The 24,192-nt window shown below is 65.4% G+C and carries 23 protein-coding genes; 3 read left to right on the top strand and 20 right to left on the bottom strand.

The window, feature by feature from the left end; translation table 11 throughout:
- Nucleotides 1–194 precede the first annotated feature (194 nt).
- From DDE13_RS17300 to DDE13_RS17270, 8 genes are all read right to left on the bottom strand, one after another.
- The gene (locus tag DDE13_RS17300; RefSeq protein WP_111405527.1) at nucleotides 195–1,544 is read right to left on the bottom strand and encodes an AlbA family DNA-binding domain-containing protein; all 1,350 of its coding nucleotides are present in this window, start codon (nucleotides 1,542–1,544) and stop codon (nucleotides 195–197) included.
- Nucleotides 1,545–1,790: 246 nt separating this feature from the next.
- Complete coding sequence (locus tag DDE13_RS17295; RefSeq protein ID WP_111405526.1) at nucleotides 1,791–2,267, bottom strand: DUF2938 family protein; 477 nt, start codon at nucleotides 2,265–2,267, stop codon at nucleotides 1,791–1,793.
- A 141-nt stretch (nucleotides 2,268–2,408) separates the two neighbouring features.
- The gene (locus DDE13_RS17290) at nucleotides 2,409–3,098 is read right to left on the bottom strand and encodes a hypothetical protein (RefSeq protein WP_394340309.1); all 690 of its coding nucleotides are present in this window, start codon (nucleotides 3,096–3,098) and stop codon (nucleotides 2,409–2,411) included.
- On the bottom strand, nucleotides 3,095–3,571 hold the full coding sequence (locus DDE13_RS23685) for a hypothetical protein (RefSeq protein ID WP_328587850.1): 477 nt from the start codon (nucleotides 3,569–3,571) through the stop codon (nucleotides 3,095–3,097). The genes DDE13_RS17290 and DDE13_RS23685 overlap by 4 nt, the downstream gene beginning before the upstream one ends.
- Nucleotides 3,572–3,635: 64 nt before the next feature.
- On the bottom strand, nucleotides 3,636–3,956 hold the full coding sequence (locus tag DDE13_RS23680) for a helix-turn-helix domain-containing protein (RefSeq protein WP_328587849.1): 321 nt from the start codon (nucleotides 3,954–3,956) through the stop codon (nucleotides 3,636–3,638).
- A complete protein-coding gene (locus DDE13_RS17280; protein ID WP_111405524.1) occupies nucleotides 3,953–4,399 on the bottom strand; it encodes a VRR-NUC domain-containing protein in 447 nt (148 codons plus the stop codon). The genes DDE13_RS23680 and DDE13_RS17280 overlap by 4 nt, the downstream gene beginning before the upstream one ends.
- The gene (locus tag DDE13_RS17275) at nucleotides 4,396–4,695 is read right to left on the bottom strand and encodes a hypothetical protein (protein WP_235868752.1); all 300 of its coding nucleotides are present in this window, start codon (nucleotides 4,693–4,695) and stop codon (nucleotides 4,396–4,398) included. Before DDE13_RS17275 ends, DDE13_RS17280 begins: the two co-directional genes overlap by 4 nt.
- Nucleotides 4,692–4,961, bottom strand: a complete 270-nt coding sequence (locus DDE13_RS17270) for a helix-turn-helix transcriptional regulator (protein ID WP_111405523.1) — start codon at nucleotides 4,959–4,961, stop codon at nucleotides 4,692–4,694. Before DDE13_RS17270 ends, DDE13_RS17275 begins: the two co-directional genes overlap by 4 nt.
- Before the next feature lie 579 nt (nucleotides 4,962–5,540).
- Here DDE13_RS17270 and DDE13_RS17265 point away from each other — a divergent pair.
- A complete protein-coding gene (locus DDE13_RS17265) occupies nucleotides 5,541–6,851 on the top strand; it encodes a tyrosine-type recombinase/integrase (protein WP_111405522.1) in 1,311 nt (436 codons plus the stop codon).
- Nucleotides 6,852–6,854: 3 nt separating this feature from the next.
- Here the strand turns inward: DDE13_RS17265 and DDE13_RS17260 are convergent, their stop codons facing one another.
- Nucleotides 6,855–7,376, bottom strand: a complete 522-nt coding sequence (locus DDE13_RS17260; protein ID WP_235868751.1) for a hypothetical protein — start codon at nucleotides 7,374–7,376, stop codon at nucleotides 6,855–6,857.
- A gap of 225 nt (nucleotides 7,377–7,601) precedes the next feature.
- A complete protein-coding gene (locus tag DDE13_RS17255; protein ID WP_111405520.1) occupies nucleotides 7,602–8,240 on the bottom strand; it encodes a hypothetical protein in 639 nt (212 codons plus the stop codon).
- A 123-nt stretch (nucleotides 8,241–8,363) separates the two neighbouring features.
- Between DDE13_RS17255 and DDE13_RS17250 the strand changes: the two genes are divergently transcribed.
- Nucleotides 8,364–9,161, top strand: a complete 798-nt coding sequence (locus DDE13_RS17250) for a LytTR family DNA-binding domain-containing protein (RefSeq protein ID WP_111405519.1) — start codon at nucleotides 8,364–8,366, stop codon at nucleotides 9,159–9,161.
- A gap of 295 nt (nucleotides 9,162–9,456) precedes the next feature.
- Here DDE13_RS17250 and galE read toward each other — a convergent pair whose 3' ends face one another.
- The 8 genes from galE to DDE13_RS17210 form a co-directional block, all read right to left on the bottom strand.
- Entirely contained in the window at nucleotides 9,457–10,482 is a 1,026-nt protein-coding gene (galE, locus tag DDE13_RS17245) for a UDP-glucose 4-epimerase GalE (RefSeq protein ID WP_111405518.1), read from the bottom strand.
- Entirely contained in the window at nucleotides 10,479–12,701 is a 2,223-nt protein-coding gene (locus tag DDE13_RS17240; RefSeq protein ID WP_162631062.1) for a phosphotransferase, read from the bottom strand. Before DDE13_RS17240 ends, galE begins: the two co-directional genes overlap by 4 nt.
- Nucleotides 12,685–14,532, bottom strand: coding sequence for an ABC transporter ATP-binding protein (locus DDE13_RS17235; protein ID WP_111405530.1), 1,848 nt, complete (start codon nucleotides 14,530–14,532; stop codon nucleotides 12,685–12,687). Before DDE13_RS17235 ends, DDE13_RS17240 begins: the two co-directional genes overlap by 17 nt.
- A complete protein-coding gene (locus DDE13_RS17230; RefSeq protein ID WP_111405516.1) occupies nucleotides 14,532–15,689 on the bottom strand; it encodes a glycosyltransferase family 4 protein in 1,158 nt (385 codons plus the stop codon). The genes DDE13_RS17235 and DDE13_RS17230 overlap by 1 nt, the downstream gene beginning before the upstream one ends.
- Nucleotides 15,689–16,927: a glycosyltransferase gene (locus DDE13_RS17225; protein WP_111405515.1), complete on the bottom strand. Its 1,239-nt coding sequence runs from the start codon at nucleotides 16,925–16,927 to the stop codon at nucleotides 15,689–15,691. Before DDE13_RS17225 ends, DDE13_RS17230 begins: the two co-directional genes overlap by 1 nt.
- A gap of 28 nt (nucleotides 16,928–16,955) precedes the next feature.
- On the bottom strand, nucleotides 16,956–18,155 hold the full coding sequence (locus DDE13_RS17220) for a glycosyltransferase family protein (protein WP_162631061.1): 1,200 nt from the start codon (nucleotides 18,153–18,155) through the stop codon (nucleotides 16,956–16,958).
- A 464-nt stretch (nucleotides 18,156–18,619) separates the two neighbouring features.
- Nucleotides 18,620–19,573 (bottom strand): DMT family transporter, encoded by a 954-nt coding sequence (locus DDE13_RS17215; protein ID WP_235868750.1) that lies wholly within the window; start codon nucleotides 19,571–19,573, stop codon nucleotides 18,620–18,622.
- Nucleotides 19,574–20,116: 543 nt separating this feature from the next.
- Nucleotides 20,117–21,757, bottom strand: a complete 1,641-nt coding sequence (locus tag DDE13_RS17210; RefSeq protein WP_111405528.1) for an FAD-dependent oxidoreductase — start codon at nucleotides 21,755–21,757, stop codon at nucleotides 20,117–20,119.
- A gap of 602 nt (nucleotides 21,758–22,359) precedes the next feature.
- On the opposite strand from DDE13_RS17210, the gene DDE13_RS17205 reads away from it, so the two are divergent.
- Nucleotides 22,360–22,593, top strand: a complete 234-nt coding sequence (locus tag DDE13_RS17205) for a hypothetical protein (protein ID WP_111405513.1) — start codon at nucleotides 22,360–22,362, stop codon at nucleotides 22,591–22,593.
- A gap of 7 nt (nucleotides 22,594–22,600) precedes the next feature.
- On the opposite strand, the gene DDE13_RS17200 is transcribed toward DDE13_RS17205, so the two are convergent.
- Both DDE13_RS17200 and DDE13_RS23450 read right to left on the bottom strand, forming a co-directional pair.
- Complete coding sequence (locus DDE13_RS17200; RefSeq protein WP_162631060.1) at nucleotides 22,601–23,155, bottom strand: hypothetical protein; 555 nt, start codon at nucleotides 23,153–23,155, stop codon at nucleotides 22,601–22,603.
- Nucleotides 23,156–23,923: 768 nt separating this feature from the next.
- Nucleotides 23,924–24,192, bottom strand: a 269-nt coding sequence (locus DDE13_RS23450; protein ID WP_235868749.1) for a phage portal protein, incomplete at its 5' end; no start/stop codon positions are given.

Raw genomic sequence — 24,192 nt, 5'->3', positions numbered from 1 at the left:
CTGAAAACTGTCGCGGCAATCGTCAGAGCGGCCAGCCAGAAGTTTGTTCAGCCTGAACTAATTGGCCGACGTGCAGAGCGAGCCAACATTTGAGAAAGCTGAAACGACGGCACTAGGTCCAAGAGCCATGGCTGCAGCCGGAGTTTCACAGTCTCAATAAAAAAAGCTAGTCTAAAATCAACTTAACGAAGGCGTCAGTTCGCTTCGAGCGCACGGATGACGCTTTCTGCGGTAACAGTTGGTCCCTGGGTGAGCTTGTTCATCGGTTGAATGATCGACGCGATGACTGAGCTTCGCGTTTCGGCAGCCAGGTCGGCAACGTTAAGGACAAAGTCAACTTGCTTTGTGTTCTGGTGGGCTTTGTAGTCCATGCTGTAGTAGACACTGATGCGAGTGGACTTGAGATTTCGACCGCTCAGTCCACTGAAGAGAACACGTATTTGGACGTCACCAGAAAAGTCGAAGTAATCCGCGATGTATTTCAAAGTTGCGAGGAAGCTGTTTGCGTATGCAATTTGCTGCGCAATCCAAATGTGTTGACCTCGCTCCCATTTGCGTGAAGAGTTACTTTCGACGGCATCCTTTATCCATTCAGTGTCTTCCCAATACGAGACGACTTCTGTTCCGCTCAGTCCCTCGGTAAGCCGCCAGATCGCTCGATGATCGAATTCCGCGGTATTTACGTGAACTTCGAGGCCATCACGGTCCGCAACCTCTAAGATGAATGGTCGATAGGGCGAACTGTGGCTGTTCTCGAAGAAGGTATAGCCGCCGCGTGCCTCGTGCGGACGACTCCGTAAACACTCGGTTAGCTCGTGAGTCGCCACCGGCTCCGCATCAACTAATTGAAAGCCATAGGCCACAAAACTATTCGCAAGGTCAATCTCATACGGATGCTCCTGAGCCTCCTGCTTCCACAGCGTAACTGTGTGTTCAAAGTCCGCGTCGAATGCCTTTTTCGCTTCGGTCTCCAGTGCAGGTCGGGGTTCCTCGATCATCGTCGATACAGCGGCAAGTAATGACGTTTTGTCGGCCAGTACGCAGCGTCTGATAACGTCTTGCCACTCATCCGGGGTCTCAATCCCTGCAGAAACAGGTCCTGCCTTGCGAATATAATGGACACCTTTCGCGACACCTTGAGTGCGCCCGCGTTCATCATTTGGGCCGTTCTTCTTACCACAAACTGGTGACGTACCACACGAGGAAACCCAAATGACCGGTATAGAGAAATCCACTCCATCAGGCTGTCGCATGCTTACGCTGCAGTGTGGTGGTGGTTGCAAGTAGGCAGCCGAGATTTGATTTATCTGATCTTGGCCGACGTCGGAAATCTCAGCAGGGAGCTCGTCTGGATAGGAACCGTCATCTTCGCGTCCCAAGACGATCCACCCACCGCCATGATTTGCCAAAGCGCAGATTTCCTTCGCAAGCTTTGCTTTCCCAACGTTATCGTTTATCGGAAGGGTTCGCTTGAACTCGACATCCAAGTCTTCATTTTGAAATCTGAGGGCTTGGTCGAAATCGGGTGGTAGTTCGTTTTGCATAATTTCCTTGCGGATGTTGATTCTTCGTATAAGCTAAGCGCAACGTAGGAACTGGGGGTTAAGCTGCGCCGTCGTTACGCAACAGTTTCATCAAATTTTGTCGCTTTGCAATGTCCGATTCCTGCGCGTTGCTGACCTTGGTGGATGGTTGCAGCATGGGGGGCGTTGAACCCGAGCTATAATGGCCGCTTTCATGTCTGTGACAAGATGGTCTTGCAGGTGCCGCGAAACCCGACTTCCCGCCCCTCAGGCCGCCGCGACCGCCGCCGCCCACATTCCCAACCCGAAGGCGGTATGCGCCAGAAGGCCCCTTGCCCGGCCCGTCCACGGTGCCTCCGTCCGCGCTCCCGCCCAGCCCAGCCCCATGCCGGGCTGCAGCAGGAACCACCCCGCCGCGATGGTCGCCAGCGCGAACAGCCACACCGGGAGGAAGCTCGGCGCGGCCAGCCAGCCCGGCCCGGCCAGCAAAGCGAAGACCACGCCATAGACGATCCCGACCGCGTAATGGAACGCCCAGCCCAGCCGCAGCTCGCCCGCCACCGGCGCAGCGGCGGCGATGTCGTCGTGAAACACCCGGCCCCGCGCCGCATGGGCTGCCCAGCGGCCCGGCATCGCCCAGTTCGGCGCGGGCGCGACGCCGGTACGCGCCTGTGCAAATGCCAGCACGTCCATCGCCGCAGTCCCGGCGATCCCCATCAGCAGCCCTGTCGCGATCGGCCCCATCGTCGTCTCCCATTCCGTGCGCTCCGGATTGCTATCGGGTCCGCAGGACCACGTCCACGATGTACCGGCGCGCCCCCTTCAGCGCGGCGAACAACAGCTCACATGCCGAGATGCCGTCTTTTCGCGCGAAGCCCGTGGATGTCATCGGCCGAGCCACGGCCGCCACTTCGGCATGACCGCCGTCACCACCACCTCGCGCAGCATGCTGCTCCCGACCAACCCATCGCGTACCCAGCCCAGCGCGTGCCACCAATCGTAATAGGCCCGGCGGGCCGATGCGATCTGCTCCGGATGGGGCCGCCAGGTGACGGGGCAAGCGAGGATGTCCACGGTGCGCCACTTGCCGCGGGAGAACACTAGCTCGGTGCCTACCACCGCGGTGACGGCGCGCACGCCGTTCTGATTCTCGCGGATGTCGACCGGCACGCAACGGGATACTGCGCCGGGCATCCAGTCCGGGGTGAGTCCGGCGCGCGCCAGTTCCGCCACGCGGATCGCCATCCGCAAGCCGCCAAGCTCGTCCGGCATGCCTGCGACCGTGGCAGCGATCACCTCGGCATCCGGATGGGTGTAGCTGCCCATCTTGTGCCGCCCGCCATCGACGCGGCAGCCGAGTTCCGCGCGCTGCAGCAGAACGTATTCCATCCCGAACCCGGTACCGACATCGTCGCCGCGATTGCGACCCGGGTGCTCGGGTAAGAACAGCTGGGCCTTCTCGACCCGAAAGGCCCATTCCAGCGCCTGCTGGACCGACATGGCGCGCTGGGCTGTGCCGGACGATCCGCGCTGCCCGGCGGTTCGGCGGTCCATCCTGCGGTCGACCCGGCTCATGCGATGCCTCGCTTGCGGAGGCGCCCGGCGGTGACCAGCCCGCTGGCCAACAGAAGGTCCCGGATCGTGTTGCTGATCATGCTGGCGGGCAGGAACCGGTCGGAGTTCACCAGCTCTGCATAGAACGCCGTCACGGCCTCCGCGCCGGGCAGTGCTTCCGACGAGGCCGACTTGCCGCTCCTGCGGCCGCACATGGCATTTCCCGGCCTACTGGCTGGCGAACCGATGCCCGATTTTCGCCGTACGGCCCGTTCCATGGCCCGATCGAGCGCCCTGGGTCCGTCCGGCGGGGTCGGGTGTTCCTTGCGGGTTTCCTTGGCCACCCGGATGATCTGCTCCGCGCTGAGCCCGAGGTCATCGCGCCAGCGGCGGAGATGGGCCCGGGGCGGCGCGCCCTGCCACAAGCCGGGCAGGTGGCCGTCGGGATCAAAGCCCAGCGCGCCGAGCAGGTCGGCCAGGAGGTCGTCGGGCACGGCGTGAGGCGCCTGCGCACCCGCCTGCGCCTTTACAGGTTCTCTTAGTGGTTCCCTTACAGGGTTAGTGTCCGGATTTCGGACACGGGTCGGGATCAGGTGGTGTGAAGCCGGGCTCAAAACCCAAGATGTAGCGGGTGGGCATCTGCCGCCGGGTGACGGGATGGATGCGCGGCACGCGCCGCAGGAGCCCGGCCGCTTCCAGTAGGGCAAGATGCGCGTTCAGGGTGGAGCGGCTGATCTCGCAATCATGGGCGAGGCGGTCCTGCGACGGAAAGCAGCCGAAGTCCGGGTTGAACCTGTCGGCGAGATGCCAGAGCACGATCTTGGTCGTGGGTTTCAGCCCGCGCTGCTGGATGGCCCAGTTGGTGGCGGCATGGCTCATGGCGTCGCCCTCCGTGCCGGTGCGATCGTCTGGGGCTGGTCGGCGTCGCGCTGGGCGCCCGCCGCCCCGGCCCGCACCACGCGCGTCGTGAACCCGTGATCGACCAGAGCGCCCAGCGCATCGTCGTGGCTGCGCACCAGCGCCCAGCCGAAGCCCTGCGCCAGGACGGCATCGCGGAACGCCACCTGCGAGGCGCTGAGCCGGCCGACGGGAGATTTCAACTCCAGAAACAGCACGCGCCCGTCGCAGAGCACCATCAGATCGGCAAAGCCACGATGGACCCCCATGCCGACCAGGATCGCCTGGCGCTTCGCCCCGCGCGGGCCGGGCTCGGTCATTTCGTTGGCGCAGTGATGGATAATGGCGGTGCGGGGCAGGGCGATGCGCAGCGCCTGTACGACCGCACGCTGCAGATCGGCCTCGGGGGTGCCACGCCGCTTCATGACCGCACCCCGGCGCGCTGCGCAGTTCCGCGGTCACGATCGTCGCGTGGGTCGTGCCGGTCGTGCCGCTGGCGCAGAGGCCGCCGTCCGTCGATCACGAACAGCAGCGCCCGCGCATCACGCCGCTCGGCCGCGCTTTCGCCGTGGCGGACCAGCACATCGCAGGCGAGCCGGATCAGGTGATCGGAGTGATGTGCGACATCGGCAATAACCGCGCGGGCCTCGCGGACACGGTCATTCGGCCAGCTGTCATCCTGGGCGGGACGATGGAGGCGACGGATATCCTGCAGGGTCATCGACGGCCTCCCCGGCCCTGGCGCCGACCCCGGCCGCGGGGCGCGCGCGTGTCCTGCTCCTCGAGCCAGTCCAGCACCGCGCTGCGCCGATAGAAGATCTTGCGCCCCGCGCGGATGCAGGGTGGCCCCGACCTGGCCGCGTCCCAGCGGCGCAGCGTGTCCTCGGTGACGCCAAGTTCGTCGGCCAGCGCACGGCGACTGATCCAGCCGCCCAGGAGCCCGCCCTGGGCCGGCGCGGCGTCCGATGTGTTGGAAAGTTTCTGCATGTCGTGCCTCCAGTGTTGCGACCCGATGCGGGTCAGTGCTGGCGAGCATTCAGGCAGATCGATCAGGGTAGGGGGGAGGAACGGGGTGGAGCGGGGTGGAATGAGAATTGCCATGGCATTCCACCCCCTTGTTTTATTGACGATGCCGCCATTTGGCCGTCGCGGGCGGTCAGGCATGCTGCGGTGCGGCAATTGGCTGTGTGCTCGGCGTTGGCAGCACTCGGCGACACGGTCGCGGATGTGCAGCAGCGTAGCGGGCATTCGGTGACAAACCGGGGGTGGAACCAGTCAGACGCCCGCATTCCCCTGCGCGTTCATTGGACACTTGCCGGAATTCAGGTGTGGTCAGCCGGGTCCCACGATCTTCACGCGCTGGCAGGCTGGTCGCGACATGGCGCCAATCGGACCCGCCGCGCGACAGAACTGCCCGATCGCCAGTAAAGGCAGGGGGTGGAGGCGATCCGCCCTCAGCGTTCCACCCCGTCCCACCCCGCTCCACCCCGAAACTCCGCTGGCCATGTTCTACTTGATAACGGTCCCGACCTACGCGTCATGACGAGGCCAGGAACGAGGGTACGCATGGGGAACAGACAGAAGCTGACCGAGAAGGTGCTGCGCGAGGCCGGGCCCGCCGCGGGGCGGGACTACCAGATCTTCGACACGGAGGTGCGCGGCTTCGCCGTGTGCGTGTACCGCGGCGGGGGCCGGGCCTTCACGCTCGACTATCGCCACGCGGGGCGGCAGCGGCGGATGACCTTCGCGCGCTGGCCGGAATGGGGCGTGTCTGCCGCGCGGGAGCGGGCCAAGGCCCTGCGCCGCGAGATCGATGCCGGCGGCGATCCGCTGGCCACGCGGGATGCAACCCGCGACGCGCCCCGCGTGCGTGACCTCATCACCCGGTATTCCGAGCTGCACCTGCCGCATCTGGCGAAGCTGAACGCCGCCGACCAGCGGTCGATGATGGAGAAGTTCATCACACCCGCGTGGGGCAGCATGCTGGTGACCGAGGTCACACCTCTGGATGTGGAACGCCTGCTGACCAAAGTGGCCGAAGGGCGGGCGCGCCCGGCGAAGGCCAAGCCCAACAACCGCGCCCGCAAGCTGAAGCCTGCGCGTCCCACGCCGGTCCGGGCCAACCGCGTCGGAGAGGTCGTGCGCAAGATGTTCGCCTATGCGGTGAAATGGGGCTGGCGCGCAGACAACCCGGCGATGGGGTTCCGCCGACGGATAGAGACCCCGCGCGAGCGGTACCTCTCGCATGACGAGATCGCGCGTCTTGCGCAGGCGCTCGACGCGGCCGAGGACGGGCGCGCCGCGGACATCATCCGCCTGTGCATGCTGACGGGCGCTCGGGTCGGCGAGGTGCGTCAGGCAAGGTTCGAGGATTTCAACCTCGAGCATCTGGTCTGGACCAAGCCTGCCGCGACGACCAAGCAGCGCCGTGTCCACCGGGTACCGATCTCGAACGAGGCCGCGGCCATCGTGCGTCAGCGCCGCGCCGCGGTCGTCTCGGGCGCGCCATGGCTGTTTCCGGGGGACGTGCCGGGCCAGCCGGTGCAGGAGGTGCGCCGGTTCTGGCGGCGCATCCAGACCGAGGTGGATATCCCAGATGTGCGGATCCACGACCTGCGCCAAACCTTCGCGTCCTTGCTGGTCAGCGGCGGTGCCTCGCTCGAGATGATCGGCAAGTTGCTGGGCCACAGCCAGATGCAGACGACCCAGCGCTACGCCCATCTGATGGACTCGCCGCTGCGCGCGGGCGTGGGGGCCGTGGCCAGCGCCTTCCGACCCAAGCCACGGCTGGTCCACAGCAGTGATACGCCCGACGCGCCGGCGTCGCCTGCCGACCCGAACCCGGGGGAGGCGCCCGCGCGGACGGTCGGGCGGTGATCCTCAGCGCTTGGGGTGCTTGAACTTCAGCGCCTTGAGGATCGGGATCAGTCGCGTACGGATGGAGCTTTCGTCCGGAAACGTTCCGTCGTCCGTTCGGGACGCGAACCAGTCCTGCAGTTCGCGGATCCAGGCGCCCTGAGATACGGGCAAGCCCTCTTCGAAGACCCGGCGGACAATCTCCACATGCATCGCCGACCAGTCATAATCGCCATCATCCCGAAGCCCTGCGCCACTGGCGATACGGTCGAAGAGATCGTTGGTATTTTCGAACCGCTTCACCTCAGGCCCGAGGATCATCAGGTCCGCAACGGCCACTTCGACGCCATTCTCGGGTGCCGTGATATAGAGCCACTCCTTTGCCTCAAGCGGCTGAACCCGACGCAACCGCGCTGCATGCGGGCCGGTGCCGCATGACCGAAACACTGGCAGGATATCCGTCGGCTCGATCCGCACCAGTCCCGCGACATGCCCGTCCCCGCACGCGACGTGCGGAATGCCGGTGACGATCTTGAGTTTGTTCATCGCGGCCCAGCCTGCGATGTCTGAAATCATGCATCCCCAGCGTGCGGCGGCCTCGTGGACCGGGTAGAAAACACGTTGTGGCAGCCCCATTCTCAAATCCTTCCTTCCTGGCCGTCGACCGGGCGTGCGCCGGGTGTGCGTGGCACGTCAGCGTCGATCGGCGGTGTGTTTGCAATGGTGATTTTCCCGATGAGCCGAATGTCGTCGGGCCTTCAGGTGCAGCGCTTAGACGTTGCGCCCAGCGCCTCGCATCACGCGGGCGTTCCACCAGACGATCAAGGGTGTGATCAGTGCGGTTGGCCCCAGCCATGTGACCAGCGCTGGCAGGAAGCCGAGATTGACCACCACCGCGGCGGTGACCGTGGCGATGGTGCCTGCCAGCATCCGCGACAGGTGCCGTGCGATCCGCGCCTTGCCGGTGATCGGCCCCGCCCGCCAGTCGCGCCAGTCCGACAGGGCCAGTGTCAGCCCGATGGAGCCGAAGACCAGCAGGATGACCGGCTGTGCGCCGCCGTCGCCCACAAGACCCAGCGCACCGAGCCCCAGCATCGCGACCCCCGTGAGGGCCATTGCGCCACCAACCAGATGATCGGCGATCCGCGGCTTGCCGTCGCGCAGCATCGCGGCGCGCCAGCCCGTGAACACCAGATAGAAGCTGAAGATGCCGATCACGAACAGGAACAGGTTCGGCCGGATCGCCATCAGCGCGAAGGTCGTCAGCGTGACGGCGAGCATGGATAGAACATAGATGTTGCCCGCGCGGCGATGCCAGCGGCTGCCCTTGCGCGTGCCAAGGGCTGCGCCGGCCATGGCGAGGGCGGTGAACCCCGCCAGAATGTGCAGGATCAGGATTGTGTCCGTCATGTCGAATGTCCTCGTCTGTCGTGGGTGACGATGCCGGGCTAGCGTGCAGCGCTGCAACGGGTCGATGAATGTTGCGGGAACGGCCCGGGGAATGCGCCAGCGGCGTGATAGGGTACGCTCACGATGCGCGAACGGATCCGGGATATTGGCCTGCGCCTGATGGCGCCGCTGGGGGTGGGCCTGGTGCTGGGGTTGATCGGCCCGTTCGGCACGTATTACGAATTGCTCGTGATCCCGAGAATAGGGTACTGGCTGGCGGTGGTGTCGCTCAACTGGGCGCTGGCCGATACCGGCATCCGCCGCGTCGATGGCCTGGCCTCGGCGCATCTGCCCGTTCCGCACCTCAGCGTGCCGCTGCTGGGGGCCTTGCTCGTATCGATCCCGGCCACGGGGGTGGTCGTTCTGGCGAATGGGCTGTCGGGGATCGGCTGGCCTGCGTCAGTCGGAGGTATCTACTGGAAGGTGCTGGTGCTGCTCGCGGCGATCTCGCTTCCCGCCTATGCTTGGGCTGCGCAGCACGAGGATGCTGCCGCTAAGCGATCGTTCATGGACAAAAGCGCGGCACCGCAAGTTCAGGGTCGCGCAAGTGCGACCGACGCGCCAGCTATCGGCCCGCCGCTGTTCCTCGCCCGGCTGCGGGGGCCCCTTCCGGGCCGGTTGCTGTGCCTCGAAATGCAGGACCATTACCTCGTGGTTCACACCACTGGTGGCACCGAGATGATCCTGTGCCGGATGGAGGATGCGGCTCGTGAACTCGAGGGTCATGGTCGCCGGGTCCACCGCTCTTGGTGGGTCGCCGAGGACGCCGTGGAGGCGGCCACGCGCAACGGGCAGCGCTGGTTCCTGCGGCTTGTGGACGGGCGGACGGTCCCTGTTGGCCGCTCTTTCCAACCCGCGCTTAGGGACGCGGGGTGGCTGTGAGCCCAGATCCGACCAGGCGACAGTCGCATCAGAGACACGGGTTGCATATAGCCCGGTGGAAATCTTGCGAAGTGCTCTTGGTCGCCTTTCGGTATAATGTCGTCAGCGCTGTTGCCATGGACGAAGACCCGACCTGCGCAGGTGCGGCATTCGTCACGTCGGGCGGAGAGCGGACTTGCGGCGGTGCGGCATAGCCATTGCAAAGATAAAGCTAACCGATCGTTCAATGTCGCTCCCAATGCACCTACTCCCAACGTGTGACACGGTACCATGATGTCACGTTCCTCGTGCTGGCTCAGCTTGCCGACAAGCGGTGCGAAGGCGGGCCATATCCATCCGGGTTGGTCATCTGCCAGCGCCAGGCGTCGCGGGCCGCTGTCCGGAGGTCGCGCTCGGCGCGCCAATTCAATTTCTCGGCGGCGACCCGAGGGTCAGCGACATAGGTTGCAACGTCACCGGGCCGACGCGCTTCGACCCTGTAAGACACCCGACACCCGGAGACCGAGCGAACGGCCGCTATTACGTCGAGCACGCTCGCACCTTCTCCGCGGCCGAGGTTGTAGGCCGAAAATCCCGGCTCCAGGCGATTTACCGCTTCGACATGGCCGCGTGCAAGATCGCAGACGTGAAGGTAATCGCGAACGCCCGTCCCGTCCGGTGTCGGGTAGTCGTTGCCAAACACACGCACATGGGTCCGCTGCCCGATCGCCGTCTGCAACACGAGGGGCATCAAGTTGCCGGGGAGGCCGTTGGAGTTTTCGCCGATCAGCCCGCTTTCATGCGCGCCGATAGGGTTGAAGTACCGCAGCGCGCAGATCGACCAAGCGTCGTCGCTGAGTGCAAGGTCGCGCAGGATTTCCTCGATCATGAACTTGCTGCGACCGTATGGATTGACGGGATCACGAGGGTGCTCCTCCTTGATCGGCAGATGTTGCGGCGTTCCGTAGACAGTCGCTGACGAACTGAAGATCAGCTTTCGAACGTTGCTGGCATGCATCGCCGACAAAAGCGAGGCTGCACCGGCGACATTGGCATCGTAGTAGCTCGCCGGGTCCCTGACCGATGCGCCGACCGCTTTCAGACCGGCGAGATGCAGTACCGCTGTGCAGCCATTTCTCAGGAGTTGCTTCAGAAGCAGACGATCCCGCACGTCCCCGACAATGAGCGTCGGCGCGCGACCCGTGATCCGGCGCACGCGGTCGGTCGTTTCTGCATGACCCGTGACCAGACTGTCTAGCACGGTGACATCGTGCCCTTCCGCGAGAAGCTCGGCGCATAGATGACTTCCGATGAAACCCGCGCCCCCTGTAACGAGAATCATGGCATGGCCCTTTCGTGTTGCGATTTGTCCAGCAGCGCCGCCGCTGCATGTGCGATCAGCCGATCGGTGGTGTGCCGTCGGTCCGCGAAACGGCGGCTGATATCGATGTGGCGCGCAAGCGATACGGCACGCAGTACTGCAATCCGCGTGTCGGCAGGCAAGGCGCGCACCGATGCGTAGCCATCGAGAAACGCGGTGCCGTGCCGCGCGAAGGCCGCCTTGTCGCCGTGCTGCCGCAAGCCGAACTCATCCAGATGCGCCAGGAAGTTTCCAAGATCTATGGATGGGTCGCCCCGTGCAAAAAGATCCAGATCGACGAGCCAGACACATATCGGTGCGACGATCACCTGGTCGAAGTAGAAATCGCGGTGGATGCCGCGCTGGTCGGCGGGCGGAAGGGTCGCAAGCCGCGCACGCGCCGCGGCGGCAATGGCTGCGCAGATCCCGCCGTCGGACGGGCGCGCGGCGGCGGTCCGTGCAAGGGCACGGTCCAGTATGTCGGATTCGTCGGTCATGGACCAATTGCGCGGGGGAGTGACCGGTGCCGCATGCAGCCGCGCGAGCGCCGCGCCGGTGCGCGCAAACGGGTCCGTCGCGGCGTCTGGTGTCAGGAACTCCGCCAGACTTGTACCGATGACGCGCTCCTGGAGCCACATGCCGAAAGCTGGGATCTCGCCTACGACGGATGGAACGCCCACACCAGCGCACCCGTCAAAACCAGCCCGGCGCAAGGCGCGGTGCAGCTTTGGGGTCCGCTTGTCGAGGCCCTTGAATCGTATCTTTCCCAGCATACTGGCGGCCCCGCCAACCGGGCCGCCCTGCCGCAGGTCATACCGAACAATGGCGCGCCGACCGGGCTTGAAGCGGATCAACTCGGGTGGCGCGACAAGTTCCAGGTCCCCGGCACCCGGTCGCAGCAGAGCGGCCAGCGCCGACTCCGCGCGGTCCGGATCGAGCGCGTGTTGCAGCACGGACCCGGCCGGGCATCGCGCGCGCGGCTGATCGAGCAGGCGCGCGGCCCGGTCCAGAAGCGCCGCGGTGCGGTCCTGCCAGTGCGGATCACGATCTCGGAACGGTTCCGTCGCCAGCATCAGCAAGCCATGCGCCTGCCGCAGCGCAAGGCCCCGTGGAGCAGCGCCCGCCGTCGCGGCATATCCGGCCAACAGCGCATCGCTCATGGCGTCCGCCTTATCGACCGGACACGCCCCTCTGATGACCTGGGCATCGAGCCGGGCCAGGAAAGATCCCGCATCCATCGCCGGGTCGCCCAACGTGGCGCGGTCCCAGTCAAGGATCACCGGCTGCCCGTTCCGCATGACCACCTGATCGGCACTGAAATCCCCGTGGATCAGCGTGCGGTCGGGGTCATGCTGCGCCAGCGCGCGCCCAAGTTGCCTGGCGACGACCGTCGCCAGTTGACCAAGCTCGGGGTGCAGTTCGGACAGAAAGGAAACTATCTCGCCGCGTGCCATGGCCTCCCGGACCGGTGACTGGCGGAACGCGGACCGGAACCCACCCGCATGAAGGCTGGCCAATGCGCGGCCGGTTGCGACGACAGCCTCGGCATCCGGGATTTCGATCGCGTTCACCGGGCAAAGAAGATTTCCGTCGATCCACTCTGTCACGATCGCGCATCTGGCACCATCGGCCCCCAGAAGCCGCGCGCCGCCACGTGCCTCGGACCCGCTCGCACCGGCCAGCGCCTGCGGAAACCCGGCGCGGGACATGATCTTCATGGCCCCCAACGGTCCGCCCTCCCCGTCGAGCCGCGCCACGAGCCTGCGATCAGGCTTGTAGCGCAAAAGGGTTATTCCGGTCACCCGCCGTGCGGCCTGCTTCCCGAGCAGTCCCCGGAAAAGCTTTGGCTCACGCCGCGGGTCGAACAGGTGTCGCAACGCGCGCAAGGACCGGTCGCGCTGCGCCGGGATGATCGCGAGGCACACGTCGTCCCACAACTGAACGTCGGGATCGGCACGCCATTTCGGACGTGTGCGCACCTCGGCGTATCTCTCGGGGGTAAAGGCATAGGCGGCGATCGCGCGCCCGTCCGCGGTGAAGAACGCTGCAGCGCAACTGGTCTGTGGTTTGTAGCGCAGATAGGTCGGCGTCAGCGACCCCAGCCCGGCGCGGCATTCCAGTCCGGTCGCGTCGAGCATCAGGGCAAGACCCGGAAGATCGGGGTCGCGCGCGCAGACGGCAAGATCAGCCTGTGAAAGCATGATAAGCCTCCATGCCGTTCGTCTGGATGCGCCAAAGCCGCGCATAGGCGCCGTTCCGGGCCACGAGTTCCGCGTGACTGCCGTCCTCGACCAGCTTGCCGCCGTCGAGATACAGGATGCGATCCGCCTGCGCCGCGAGGCCCAGATCGTGGGTCACGCAAAAGGTCGTGCGGCCCTTGGCCAGCCGCCAGATTGCGTCTTCTACCGCGGCCTCGTTGGCGCCATCCAGTCCGGTGGTCGGTTCGTCCAGGATAAGGATCGGGCTGCGGCGCAACACGGCCCTTGCGATGGCGATGCGCTGGCGTTGCCCCGCCGACAAGGTGGCCCCGCGTTCGGCGACCTGCGTATCGTACCCGTCCTGCAGCGCGACGATGAAGTCATGTGCGTTTGCGCGCCGCGCCGCATCTTCGATCTCGGCCCGTGTGACGGCACGCCCGGCCCCGAGCGCGATATTCTCGGCCAGTGTGGCGCGAAACAACAGCGTCTCCTGCGGCACAAGGCTGGTCTGCAGTCGCAGGCTTTCGACAGTGAAGTCGCGGATGTCGGTTCCGTCGAACAACACGCGGCCTGCCGTCGGATCGTAGAGGCGCAGCATCAGCCCCGACAACGTGGATTTGCCCGCTCCGGACGGCCCGGTCAGGGCCACGCGCGTGCCGGGGGCGACATGCACCGTGATCGGGCCCAACACCGGCGCACCCCTGCCGTAGCTGAATGCCGCAGCCTCGAAAGCGACCTCGCCGCGCAGGTCTGGTGCGGGGCGCGCTTCGGGCGTGTCACGGATGTCGGGCAATTCATCCAGCAGTTCGACGACCCGTTCCCCCGCCGCACTCGCCTTGGCCAGGCGGGCGGTGTATTTCGCATAGCTGCGGATCGGGCGGAACGTCGCCTTGAGATACGTGATGAACACGATCAGGTCGCCCGGCGTGATCCGCCCGCGCAGCACCTGAAGCGCACCGAAGTACAGCACCAGGGCCGTCGCAAGCGCCACCAGAAGATCGACACCCCGTTCAAGCCCCGCGGCAAGCCGCTTGGCCTTCACCCCGTCTTGCAGGCTCTTGCGGTTCGCGCCGTCGAAGCTTTGTGCCGCGCGGTCCTCGATCGCGAGTGCCTGCACGGTGCGCATGCCGGCCATCGCCTCGGCGGCGGTTGCGGCCATGTCGCCTTCCAGCTTGCGCTGCTTGCGGCTGACGGTCTGGATTTTCCTGCCCACACGCACCGATCCGAACCACAACAGCGGCAGTGGGATCAGCGCGATCAGCGCGAGCTGCCAGTCGAGCCACAGCATAACGCCCAGCATGCCGACCAGAACCAGCGCATTAGCGACGAGCGGCAGTGCTGCGGTGACCATGATTTCCTTCAGCATGCCCACGTCGCCGATCAGCCGCGTCGTGAGATCGCCGGTGCGCGCGCGGCTGTGAAAAGCCAGCGAAAGACCCTGCATGTGCCGGAAGAGCGCGCCGCGCACGTCTGTCAGAACCCGGTTCCCGACAATGGCGAAGCCGATGGTCGCGAGATACTGGAACACGGCCCTGAGCGCGATGACAGCCACGAGCCCCGAAGCGCAGAGCGCCAGCAGCGTCATCGGGTCGAGACCGTCGATGGCCGCGACGCCGGATCCGCCCCCGCCCGCCACGGACGACGGCACCACGCGGTCGATCACGAATTTCAACGGCCAGGGTTCCAGCAGCCGCATCAGCGTGGCACCGATCAGCGCGCCGGTCGCACCCGCCAGCACCGCCCGGTGCGGGCGCAGATACGGCGCGAAGCGCAGGATCACCCGCCGCAGCCCCGGCAGTGCCGTTGCGATCGTGTCGGGTCGACGCCCGGCCATCACGCCACCCACGTGGCGGGTTGGGCCGCCGCGATCACGCGATCCGCGACCGCGTCCCACGTCCGATGTTCGAGAACATGCGCCCGCGCATTCCTGCCGAGTGCGGCACAGAGCGTCGCATCCCGTGCCAGGCGTGCGAGTTCATGTGCCAGCGCGGCGGGATCGTCTGGTTCGACAAGCAGGCCAAGCCGACCGCCATCCAGAACCTGCGGCAGGTCACCGACCCGGCTGGCCAGCACGGGCAGCCCTGCGGCCATGTATTCATAGATCTTGAGCGGCGAGAAATAGAATGGCTGTGCGGCGGAGTAGGGCGCCACCGCCACATGCATCCGGCCCAGCCAGCCCGCCACGTCCGACGCCGGAACGGCCCCCGTCAGATGCGCAGCATCGGCCAGCCCGAGCGCATCGAGCCGCGCCTCGATGCGGCCCCGGTCCGGTCCATCCCCGACGACGAGCAATCTTGCATCCGGCGCGCATCCCGCGCGCAGCAACGCAAAGGCCTCGATCAGCGTGGGGGTGTCGTGCCAGGGTTTCAGCGTGCCCAGAAATCCCACGGTAAACGGCCCGGTCGCGCGATCGGTCCTCGGGAACCGGGCCGGATTCACGCCGTTGGGGACAACCGCCACCCGGTGCGGCGGTGCCCCGTGATCCAGCGCATAGGCCGCTGCACCCTGCGAGACGGCGGCCACATGGCCCGCGGCGGCAAACCCACGCCGGGCGCTGTCGATGGCCGCGTCGCGGCGTACAAGCCCTCGATGCCGGTCCTGTTCTTCGATCAGCGGTGCATTGAGTTCCAGCACGGACGGGATGCCCCGTGCCGCTGCCGCTTCCATCGCGCCGTGTGCATACAGCGCGTGGCGCTCGTAGATCAGATCGAACGGGCCAGTCTCGGCCAGCAAGGCTTCGACCCGGTCATTGGTGTCCAGCGCCCAGTCTGCCCGCGCCATGGCATCGGCGTCTTTCGGTGCCAGCGGCAGCGCGCAGCACGTCAAGCCACGCAGGTCGTCCGGCGGAGCATCGTGCAGGCGCGGTGAGATCACCGTCACATCATCGCCGCGACGCAGAAAGGCGCGCAGGATCTCCTGCACATGGATCGACGCCCCCTTGGTCCCGAACACCGGGATGCCCGGGTCGGTGCAGACATGAGCGATACGCATCACGCCACCTCCGATCGGCGGGCTGTTCCGGGTGCCGTGTCAAAGAACAGCGACCGCAAGACCGCTGCGTTGGCGGTGATGTTGTATTCCGCTTCGATCGTGCGACGCCCGGCCACCGCCAGTTGCCGGCGCAGATCGGGGGAACCGAGCAGGCGTGCCAGCCCATCGGCCAAGGCCACCGGGTCGCCTTCGGGCACGCAGAGGCCCGTATGCCCGTCCCGCACGAGTTCTGGAATGCCCGTCACGTCGGTGGCGATCACCGGCGTTCCCAGGGCCATCGCCTCCAGCAAAACGGTCGGCAGCCCGTCCCGATTGCCATCCCGGCCGGTGATGCTGGGGCATGCCAGAACGGCCGCGGCGCGCATCATCGCGACCACCTCGGATTGCGGGCGCGGGCCCATCAGTTCGACGGCATCCTCGAGCCCCTCTGACGCGATCTGCGCTGCCAGATGGGCATGGTCGTCGCCACCGCCGACGATCCGGCAGCGCACGGGCGTGCCGCCGGCATGCAGCAGCCGGATGGCTTCGATCAGGATGTTGAACCCTTTCTTCTCGATCAGCCGACCCACGGCGACTATGTCCGCTGCTGCGGCCTGCGGCGCGCGGTAAGTGAACTGATCCAGATCGAGACCGTTATAGAGCCGCACGACCTTTGCCGCATCGGGACCGAACCGTTCTCGCAGGTGCGTGGCGTTGAAATCCGACACCGTCACCACATGCCGCGCGTCGCGCAGCTTGGCGGCAAGGTTCACGTTCTCGGCGTAGTCGAAATAGATGTCCTTGGCATGGGCTGTGAAACTGTAGCCGATCCCGGCCAGCGTCGCCGCCAGCCGTGCGACCGTCGTGGCAACCGTTCCGAAATGCGCATGCAGATGATCGACACCACGCGCGCGACACTCGATCGCCAGCAGGATCGCTTGCGCCACATCGCGCTCGGATTCATCGCGCATGTCGCCGAGAGCCGTCCATACGCCGGGCAGAAGATGCTGCGCGCGGCCCATCAGCCGCCAGAGCGCGTCGGCGGTCCGCTGCTTGTCCGGCAACCGCGTCACGGCCGCGCGGACATGCGCCAACCGATCCTGGAAATGGGTCTCCTCCACAGGCCGGAGTGCAAAGATTTCGACGGCAGTTCCCGCAGCTTCATGTGCGAGGATCTCGTTGACGATGAAGGTCTCGGAAAACCGCGGGTAGCGTTTGACGACATAGCCGACCTTGGGCACCGGTGCGCGCGCGTTCATCTGGGTATCCTTCTCTTTATGTGACTGTTCAGGCGATCTTGCGAAGCGTCGTGCCAGAATCGGACAATGCGGCGTCGGCCAACTGGCGGACCTGATCGAGCCCGCCCATGTTCAAGCCGGCCGGAGCAACCCTTGGCCGGGTGATCGCAGCGCCAAGCCAGGCGGCGAGGTCTTCGGACGTGACCTTGTCGGGATGCATCATGTCCACAAGGCCGCGCTCCGCCAGCAGGGACGCGCGCAGCACCTGTTCCGCGCGCGGCCTGACGCGCGGCACGATCAGCGTAGGACGTCCGAGCGACAGCATTTCGGTGGCCGTGTTGTATCCACCCATGCCTACGATGGCAGCGGCTTGCGCCGCCACGCCGATGGGATCGCGCAGGAAACTGACAACGGTCAGGTTCTCGCGGGTGGCTGCGTACGCTTCGATGCGCTGACGGTTCGGCGTCGGCATCTGTGTCCCGGTAATCAGAAGGCCGCGATGCCCGGCCGGCAACCGTGTCGTTGCGAACGCCTCGCACAGCGCGATCCCGTCGCGCCCACCGCCTACCGAGCAAAGAACATATGGCCGCGGATCGGTCCCGACGACGTCGGCCAGGGCCTGTTGCGCCGCGTCGGTGCCCAGCCGGTCGCTCTGGTCGAGATAGCCGGTGTAGGTGATCGGTGCGGCGTTCGTGGACGTGATCCCGTATTCGAACGCCGTCTCGTAGAGGTCGGGGTCGCCATAAATCCAGATATCGGAATAGAAATCCCGGAGCGCTTCGAGATTGCGCTGGCGAAGCCATTGACGCCGTGTGGTCGCTGGGTCGTCGATCACGTCCCGCAAGCCAAGAACGATCCGCGTTCGGCCGGTCTTGCGCAGGAATTTCAGCACGGGATCGAGTTCGTACTGTGCACCGCGCGGCACGTTGTCGACGATCATCAGGTCGGGCTCGAACGCCGCCACGGTCGCCCGGATCATCGCGGCGCGGATTTTGCGCAAGTCGCCAAGGGCGATCGATAGATCCCGCGCCGCGTACTGGCCGCACGCATCCTTGGCGTAGGCGGGCAGATTGACACAATCGACCCCGGCTGGCAGCGGAAACGCGCCTGCTTCACGCATCCCGGCAATCATGAGGATATCCGGTGCGCCGACGCAATTCTTGATGGCGCCGGCGAGGAGCAGGTTGCGTCGCAAATGGCCGTAACCCAGCGTATCGTGAGAATACAGGATGATCCGCGGCGCCTTCACTTTCGCGTCGGCGTGCGGGACAGGACGCGACCGGTCGACAATCCTGGTATTCTTACTCGTCATTGTCTGTCCTCGCTGACGCAACCACGGCCACCCCTGTCTCCGCCAGCACGGCGGATCAGCATGTGACGTTCCTGTGACAACGGAGGAAGACCGGCGTTATTCCGGACCAGTCCTTTTTTTCGGGGGCACGCTCTAGACGGCGCAGATCGCCGAATTCTACCCATTCGACCGCCAGGCGGTTCAACGATGTCGTTCTGGTATTTATCGGTGAAGAAGCGGGCGACAGGATCTGCACTGACGAGGCATGTCGTGGGGCAGCAGAACCATTGAGCCCAAGCATTCTTGCGGCACGACCCAGTGTCCGTTTCGGGCACGCCGCACTGCGGCGTCACGATTAGCCATCAGGACCGCTCTGGGCCGTCCTTGACGCCTTGGTCACTTCTACACACCCCTCGTGGACGTCATCGCCCGTTACGGCGGTGACGCGGTACAGGCGCGCCGCGCTGGCGCTCGCGGTGGACGATATAGGTGCCCGACCCGAGGATGATCGCAATGCCGAGCCAGGTCAGGCCGTCCGGAAACTCGGAAAACACGAGATACCCCGCGGCTGTCGCGCCGACGATCTCCAGATACTGGAATGGCGTGAGGGTCGTCGCATCGGCGTGGCGGAACGCCTCTGCGATCAGCACGAAGCTCATCGCCGCGAAGGCGCCGCAGCCGAGGATCGCACCCCAGGTCCAGGCTGGACGCACCAGCGGCGCCAGTTCCATCACGCCCATGACGCTTGCGCCGCCCACGATGATGACCATGCCGAGTGCCGCATAGACGGTTGCCCCGCATTGCACGGTCAGCGCGGATCGCCTGGCGCAAGCGCGGCGCAGCACGACCATGTTGAGCGCGTAGCTCGTGGCTGCGACCAGCGGCAGCAGCGTCGCCAGCCCGAACGTCGAAAAGCCCGGCCGGATCACGATCAGCGCGCCCAGCAGACCGACGCCCACGGCCGCATACCGGCGCGGCCCGGCGACCTCGCCCAGCAGCGGACCGGCGAGCAACGTCAGTATCAGCGGTTCGACGAAGAAGATCGCGATGGCCGTGGCGATCGGCATGACCGAGAAAGCGGTCACGAGGCTTCCCAGCGTGACCATTACCAGTAGCCCAGACAGTGCCACGACAGGTGAGAACATCGCCCCGCGCAGCCGTCGCCGCAGCACGAGGGCGATGGGCACGAGGCATAGCCCCTGCGCCAGCAAGCGCCACATGGTGACCTCGAGAGGGCCGAGGACGCCAGTCAGGACCTTGGCGAAGGTGTCCCCAACCGGGAGCAAGAGCATGGCGACAGCCATAAGCACCATGCCGGCCGTTGTGGGCGACAGGGCCGGGGCCGGGGCGCGCTTCAAGATCGGAGCATGGCTCATGATATCGCCTCACAACGATGGCTCCTGCACGGGATTGCAGAAGACACGTCCGGGCGTTCAGGACGAAACTCAGGGGATGTATGGAAGCTGCACCCATGACGCCATCACGCATGCAGCGACGCGTGGATAGGAGACCCGGCCGCAATTGTCAATTTCTGTGTGTTTGAACGCATCCGCTGGTTGGCCTGCGCTCCGACCTTAGCCGAGCCGCACCAAGGGGAAGGGTAGGAAACTCCTGAACCATCACACGTCAGGCATAGGAATGCCGCATACTGCATGACTGGCAGATCGCGTAGAGCCGCGGTGCAGCGGCAGTCACCTCGCCGAAGGTCCGCGGTGGGCCGGTCGCACTGAAGATGGTTTGTGCGCGGGCTCGGGCAGGAGCATGCCATGGGTCAGGCTATGATCAATGCCTCCCGCCGCCTGAACGACGTGCTCAAGAACGAACAGGGGGACTAGAAGATCCAGGGGATGGAGCGTGGTCTTCCGGAAGCAAGGTGGTGTCTGTCCGATAGCGGCGGGCACACGCAGGGATCGACCGTACTACTCGGCTGCCTTTTCGGCGGCTTGGCGCTTGGACGGCTCCCAGTCCAGTCCATGGGTATTGCGGAGATAGTCGCTGAAATACGCCTGCAGCGGCGCGAAGCCTTCGGCAAGCTTGAGGAACGCCTCTTCGTCGATAACCATGACCCTGCTGTCTTCCAAGGCCCGCACGGTGGCGCCGCGCCGGGTCTCACCAAACAGGATCCGCTCGCCGAAATGATCGCCCGGCCCGATGGTCCGGGTCGTCTCGCTGCCGTCTTCGTTCACGCGGCGCACCTCCAGCGCGCCGTCGATCACCGTGTAGACGCCGTCGGCGCGGTTCCCGAACTCATAGACCCGATCGCCGGCGCGGTAATGAAGATGGCGGATATCGCGCGGCGTCTCGGCCCGCAGGTGCACCACGCTGCGCGGGCTCAGCCCGTCGAGGATCCAGTTGATCAGGACCCGCGCCCGTGTGGCTAGCCCCGGCAGAAAAGCGAGGTAATACATGCGCCACAGCAGCCAGGCGGCAAATCCGGTGAATTGCATCCCGCGCACTTCGGCCACGCCGCGCCGCGCCCCTAGCGAAGCCAGCGCACCCTGAGAGGCATAGACGAACGGCGCGAGCGGCTTGCCGTCGATGGACGCGGCGATGTTTTCCGCCACCTGCCGTGCCTCGCGCACCGCGAACTGCGCGGTCGGCGGCGCGAAATCCTTGCGCTCGCTGGCGCCGTCCTTCATCGGGATCATCGCGCAATCGCCCAGCGACCAGACATCGTCGCGGCCCTGAACCCGCATGGTCCGGTCAACGGCGATCTTGCCCTTCTCGATGGACAGGTCGAGCCGAAGCACGACCGGCGACGGTGCATTCCCGATGGTGGCGACGATAGTGCGCGTGTCGATAACCTCGCCCGCTGTCGTGACAAGCTGCGTGCCGGTCGCCGAGTCCACGCCGACGCCGGTCTGGATCTCGATCCCGCGCTTGACGAGGTTGCGATGGGCATAGTCGGCCAGCTTTTCTGGCATTTCGCCCAGAATGCGCCCGGCGAATTCCAGTACCACGACCCGCACTTCCGACGGGTCGATATTTGGGTAGAAACGCAAAGACCGGTCGATGAGTTCCTTCATCTCCCCCACGGTCTCGATCCCCGAAAAGCCGCCACCGATCACGGTGAATGTCAGCGCGCCGCGCTTCACGTCCGGCAATTGCGTGATCTCGGCATGCTCGAGCCGTTCGATCACGTGCGCCCGCAAGCGGCGCGAATCCTCGAGCGTCTTCATGGTCAGTGCGTGGTCGGTCAGCCCCGGCATACGGCTGAGATCGACCTCCTGTCCGAGTGCCACCACGAGCTGGTCATAGGGCACCTCCGTCGGACGGCGCTGCACGCCCTGGAAGAGGGTCACGATCTTTCGGTCGAAATCGACGCTTTCGATGCGTGCCTTGCGCACGAATACGCCCTTCAGCAATTCCCGTAGCGGCGAGACCGCGTGCAAGGGCGCGATGGATCCGGCAGCGACTTCGGGCAGAAGCGGCTGGAAGACGAAGTAGTTGTCGCGGCTGATGACCTCCACATGGGCCTTCGCGCCAAGCCTGCGCCTGACTTGGTTCGCCGCGTACATCCCGGCGAAGCCGCCGCCGAGCACAAGAATTTTCGTTGCCATGTCCGGTTCCCCCTGCAGCGCGAGCATAATGCACTGCTTGCGAAAGGCGACCCTGCAGGTCGGGAGAAACGAGGCGCGACATGGCGGTCCGGTGCGGCGGGGATTGACGAAGACCTGTGAATCGTCCGTATCAAACCGCGTAAGCCGTGAATGATCCTTCGTTTTCGATCAGTTTCGGCAGCACGGTACGTAGCTGCTACCTCAACGCCACATCAACCCGCGACTACATGTTTCGAAGCGGATTTACGCGCGAATGCCCATGAATGCCGGCGAATGCTGCTTGGGAAAATGCGCAAAACCAAAGACTTGTCCACTAAGCGCCTGATTTCCCTATCTTATTGGAATCGTTGGAATATAGGCTCATAACCTGAAGGCCGCAGGTTCAAATCCTGCCCCCGCAACCAAATTCCCCAAAGAATACAGCCGCTTAAGAGCCTCCCGAACGGGAGGCCTTTTGCGTTCCGCGCCCGTGTCAACACTGTGTCAACAAAGCCCCGACGCCGTGTGTCAACGAATGGCGCCGACTCGCGGCGCACTCTCCGCTTGATCGAGGCGCGCCCGCGAGCCTGATGGTCCCCGACACCACCACGGGAGACCACCCTATGCCGAAGACCAACGACGCCGCACTCGCTGCCTTCGTCGCGCGGAAGGCCGAGATTGACGCGGCCCTCGACCGCATCCGCGCCGCCAGCGAGGACCACTTCTTCGTCAGCCCCGAGGACGTGAACTGGGGCCATGTCACGGCCCTCGCTGACCACGCGGTGCTGTTGAAGCGCATCACGGATGCGGTCTACGCCGAGGGGGAACACGCCCCACGGCGCGGCGCCGAAGCATGATGGGCCCTCACGGACGCTGCACATCGCGAAACAGCCCGGCCAGCCCCTTGGCAAAAGGATCGAGCTCCGCGGCACGGTCCTTCGCCCAGTCAAGCCACTCGGTGGTCGTCCTCTCCCCGATGGCATGATCCCCTTCGGAAGCCAGCCGCGCTTCAAGCTCAGTGATGAACGCATCGAGAAGCTGCTTCTCCTGCCAGTTCGTCGCCGCAGACCGGAAGCGACTCCAGCGCGCGTCATCGATCTCCTTGAGCCGCCGCAACTCCCACCGGCGCCTCTCCTGCTCTTCATGGCGACGGCGATCCTCTTCGCGCTTGCGCTCCCACTCGATCAGGCGCGGAACGCTCGCCACCACCGTTTCCACGATTGCCGGGATCAACTGCGAGAACGGCTTCCTCGGGCTCTCGATCCACTGCGGCTGCTCGCCCGGAAGCCATGTGCTGATCTGCGCCCTGAGGAATCCCGATGAGGTCAGCCCCGAATTGTGGTGATGCGGATAGGCCGTCCACTTCGCGGCTTCACCTTCCGGTCGCCTGATCGGCCGAGACATCTTCTCCTTCACCATGCACTCAATGTCCCGACTCCCGACGTTAAAGGTCAGCTTGCCGTGAATGTCGGCCTCCTTGACGCGGCCGCCCGCCACCTCGATGGCGCGGCAGAGCGAGCTGCTGGCCCGGAAGCGATACAGATCGCGCGGCGTGAGATCGTACAGGAGGGACTTGCCCCAGGACCAGATGTCGTTCCTCCGTCGCCGGTTCTCCTGCGCGCGCTCCTTTTGCGCCCGCTTGTGCTCCGCGATCCATGCCTTGAATTCGGGTGCAGCCCGTCGAGCGGATCCAGCCCGTCGTCCTTCTCGGTCTCCTTGGCGTCTGTGATAGACGGAGGTTCAGGTGCGCGTGCCTCTTTCGGCCGCGCCACCGCCGGAGACTTCTTTGATGCTGCGGCGGTTGACCGCGGGGCGCGCGATGTCCGAGGGGCGAGTTCCTTTACGGCAACCACCTCTTCCGCGGGCAAGGGCGTTGGAGCAGGGGCGCGGCCGAAAGCCTTCTTCTGCCAATATCCCGGAGGCGGATAGGGCACCTGGCGCTTGTCGCAGAGCTTGGCGAGCCGCGGGCCGTCGAGACCAAGTTCCGGGCCGACACGATTGAGCGGCCGTTCCCATACGAGCGCATAGAGCTCCTCGCGGGAGAGGTCCTTTGCCGTTCGTGTCGTTCCGCCGTCCATGAAAAGGCCCGAAAGATTCGTCTTCCGGGCCGAGAGTAGGATTGAGGAATGGCAGCCGAAACCGGAAATGCGAACGCGTTGTAGCCGCCAACGCGATTTGCCCGCGCGATCACGCCGCTGCCGTCGCCACCCCATCCAGCCGCACCGCGACGCTGGTGACGCCGTTCCCCGCCGCCTCCACCGCCACGCCGATAGGGAAGCGGCCCGCAGCCGGGGTATTCACCTGCTTGACCCCTTCGAGATCGCCCGAGACCAGCTCGTAGGGCAGGCCCAGCCCGGCCGCGACGGCGCGCAGGTGGTTCTTCACGAAGGGCGCGTATCGACGAGCGGGTCGGCGAGTTCCTGAACCGCCCGCTGGCCGGGGAATGGCCATATCTC

The sequence above is a fragment of the Meridianimarinicoccus zhengii genome, assembly GCF_003254465.1.
Taxonomy (GTDB): Bacteria; Pseudomonadota; Alphaproteobacteria; order Rhodobacterales; family Rhodobacteraceae; genus Meridianimarinicoccus; species Meridianimarinicoccus zhengii.
Note: the sequence above shows the minus strand (reverse complement) of the source record. Positions and strands in the feature narration are given on the sequence as shown.

Excerpts from the sequence above, each read along its gene's own strand:
- DDE13_RS17290 (WP_394340309.1), bottom strand. The coding sequence starts at position 3,098 with ATGAGCCGGGTCGACCGCAGGATGGACCGCCGAACCGCCGGGCAGCGC.
- DDE13_RS17270 (WP_111405523.1), bottom strand. The coding sequence starts at position 4,961 with ATGCAGAAACTTTCCAACACATCGGACGCCGCGCCGGCCCAGGGCGGG.
- DDE13_RS17300 (WP_111405527.1), bottom strand. The coding sequence starts at position 1,544 with ATGCAAAACGAACTACCACCCGATTTCGACCAAGCCCTCAGATTTCAA.
- DDE13_RS17280 (WP_111405524.1), bottom strand. The coding sequence starts at position 4,399 with ATGAAGCGGCGTGGCACCCCCGAGGCCGATCTGCAGCGTGCGGTCGTA.
- DDE13_RS23680 (WP_328587849.1), bottom strand. The coding sequence starts at position 3,956 with ATGAGCCATGCCGCCACCAACTGGGCCATCCAGCAGCGCGGGCTGAAA.
- DDE13_RS17255 (WP_111405520.1), bottom strand. The coding sequence starts at position 8,240 with ATGACGGACACAATCCTGATCCTGCACATTCTGGCGGGGTTCACCGCC.
- DDE13_RS17230 (WP_111405516.1), bottom strand. The coding sequence starts at position 15,689 with ATGCGTATCGCTCATGTCTGCACCGACCCGGGCATCCCGGTGTTCGGG.
- DDE13_RS17295 (WP_111405526.1), bottom strand. The coding sequence starts at position 2,267 with ATGGGGCCGATCGCGACAGGGCTGCTGATGGGGATCGCCGGGACTGCG.
- DDE13_RS17225 (WP_111405515.1), bottom strand. The coding sequence starts at position 16,927 with ATGAACGCGCGCGCACCGGTGCCCAAGGTCGGCTATGTCGTCAAACGC.
- DDE13_RS17210 (WP_111405528.1), bottom strand. The coding sequence starts at position 21,757 with ATGGCAACGAAAATTCTTGTGCTCGGCGGCGGCTTCGCCGGGATGTAC.
- DDE13_RS17250 (WP_111405519.1), top strand. The coding sequence starts at position 8,364 with ATGCGCGAACGGATCCGGGATATTGGCCTGCGCCTGATGGCGCCGCTG.
- DDE13_RS17200 (WP_162631060.1), bottom strand. The coding sequence starts at position 23,155 with ATGGTGAAGGAGAAGATGTCTCGGCCGATCAGGCGACCGGAAGGTGAA.
- DDE13_RS17240 (WP_162631062.1), bottom strand. The coding sequence starts at position 12,701 with ATGCTTTCACAGGCTGATCTTGCCGTCTGCGCGCGCGACCCCGATCTT.
- DDE13_RS17265 (WP_111405522.1), top strand. The coding sequence starts at position 5,541 with ATGGGGAACAGACAGAAGCTGACCGAGAAGGTGCTGCGCGAGGCCGGG.
- DDE13_RS17235 (WP_111405530.1), bottom strand. The coding sequence starts at position 14,532 with ATGGCCGGGCGTCGACCCGACACGATCGCAACGGCACTGCCGGGGCTG.
- DDE13_RS17275 (WP_235868752.1), bottom strand. The coding sequence starts at position 4,695 with ATGACCCTGCAGGATATCCGTCGCCTCCATCGTCCCGCCCAGGATGAC.
- galE (WP_111405518.1), bottom strand. The coding sequence starts at position 10,482 with ATGATTCTCGTTACAGGGGGCGCGGGTTTCATCGGAAGTCATCTATGC.
- DDE13_RS17205 (WP_111405513.1), top strand. The coding sequence starts at position 22,360 with ATGCCGAAGACCAACGACGCCGCACTCGCTGCCTTCGTCGCGCGGAAG.
- DDE13_RS17260 (WP_235868751.1), bottom strand. The coding sequence starts at position 7,376 with ATGAACAAACTCAAGATCGTCACCGGCATTCCGCACGTCGCGTGCGGG.
- DDE13_RS17215 (WP_235868750.1), bottom strand. The coding sequence starts at position 19,573 with ATGAGCCATGCTCCGATCTTGAAGCGCGCCCCGGCCCCGGCCCTGTCG.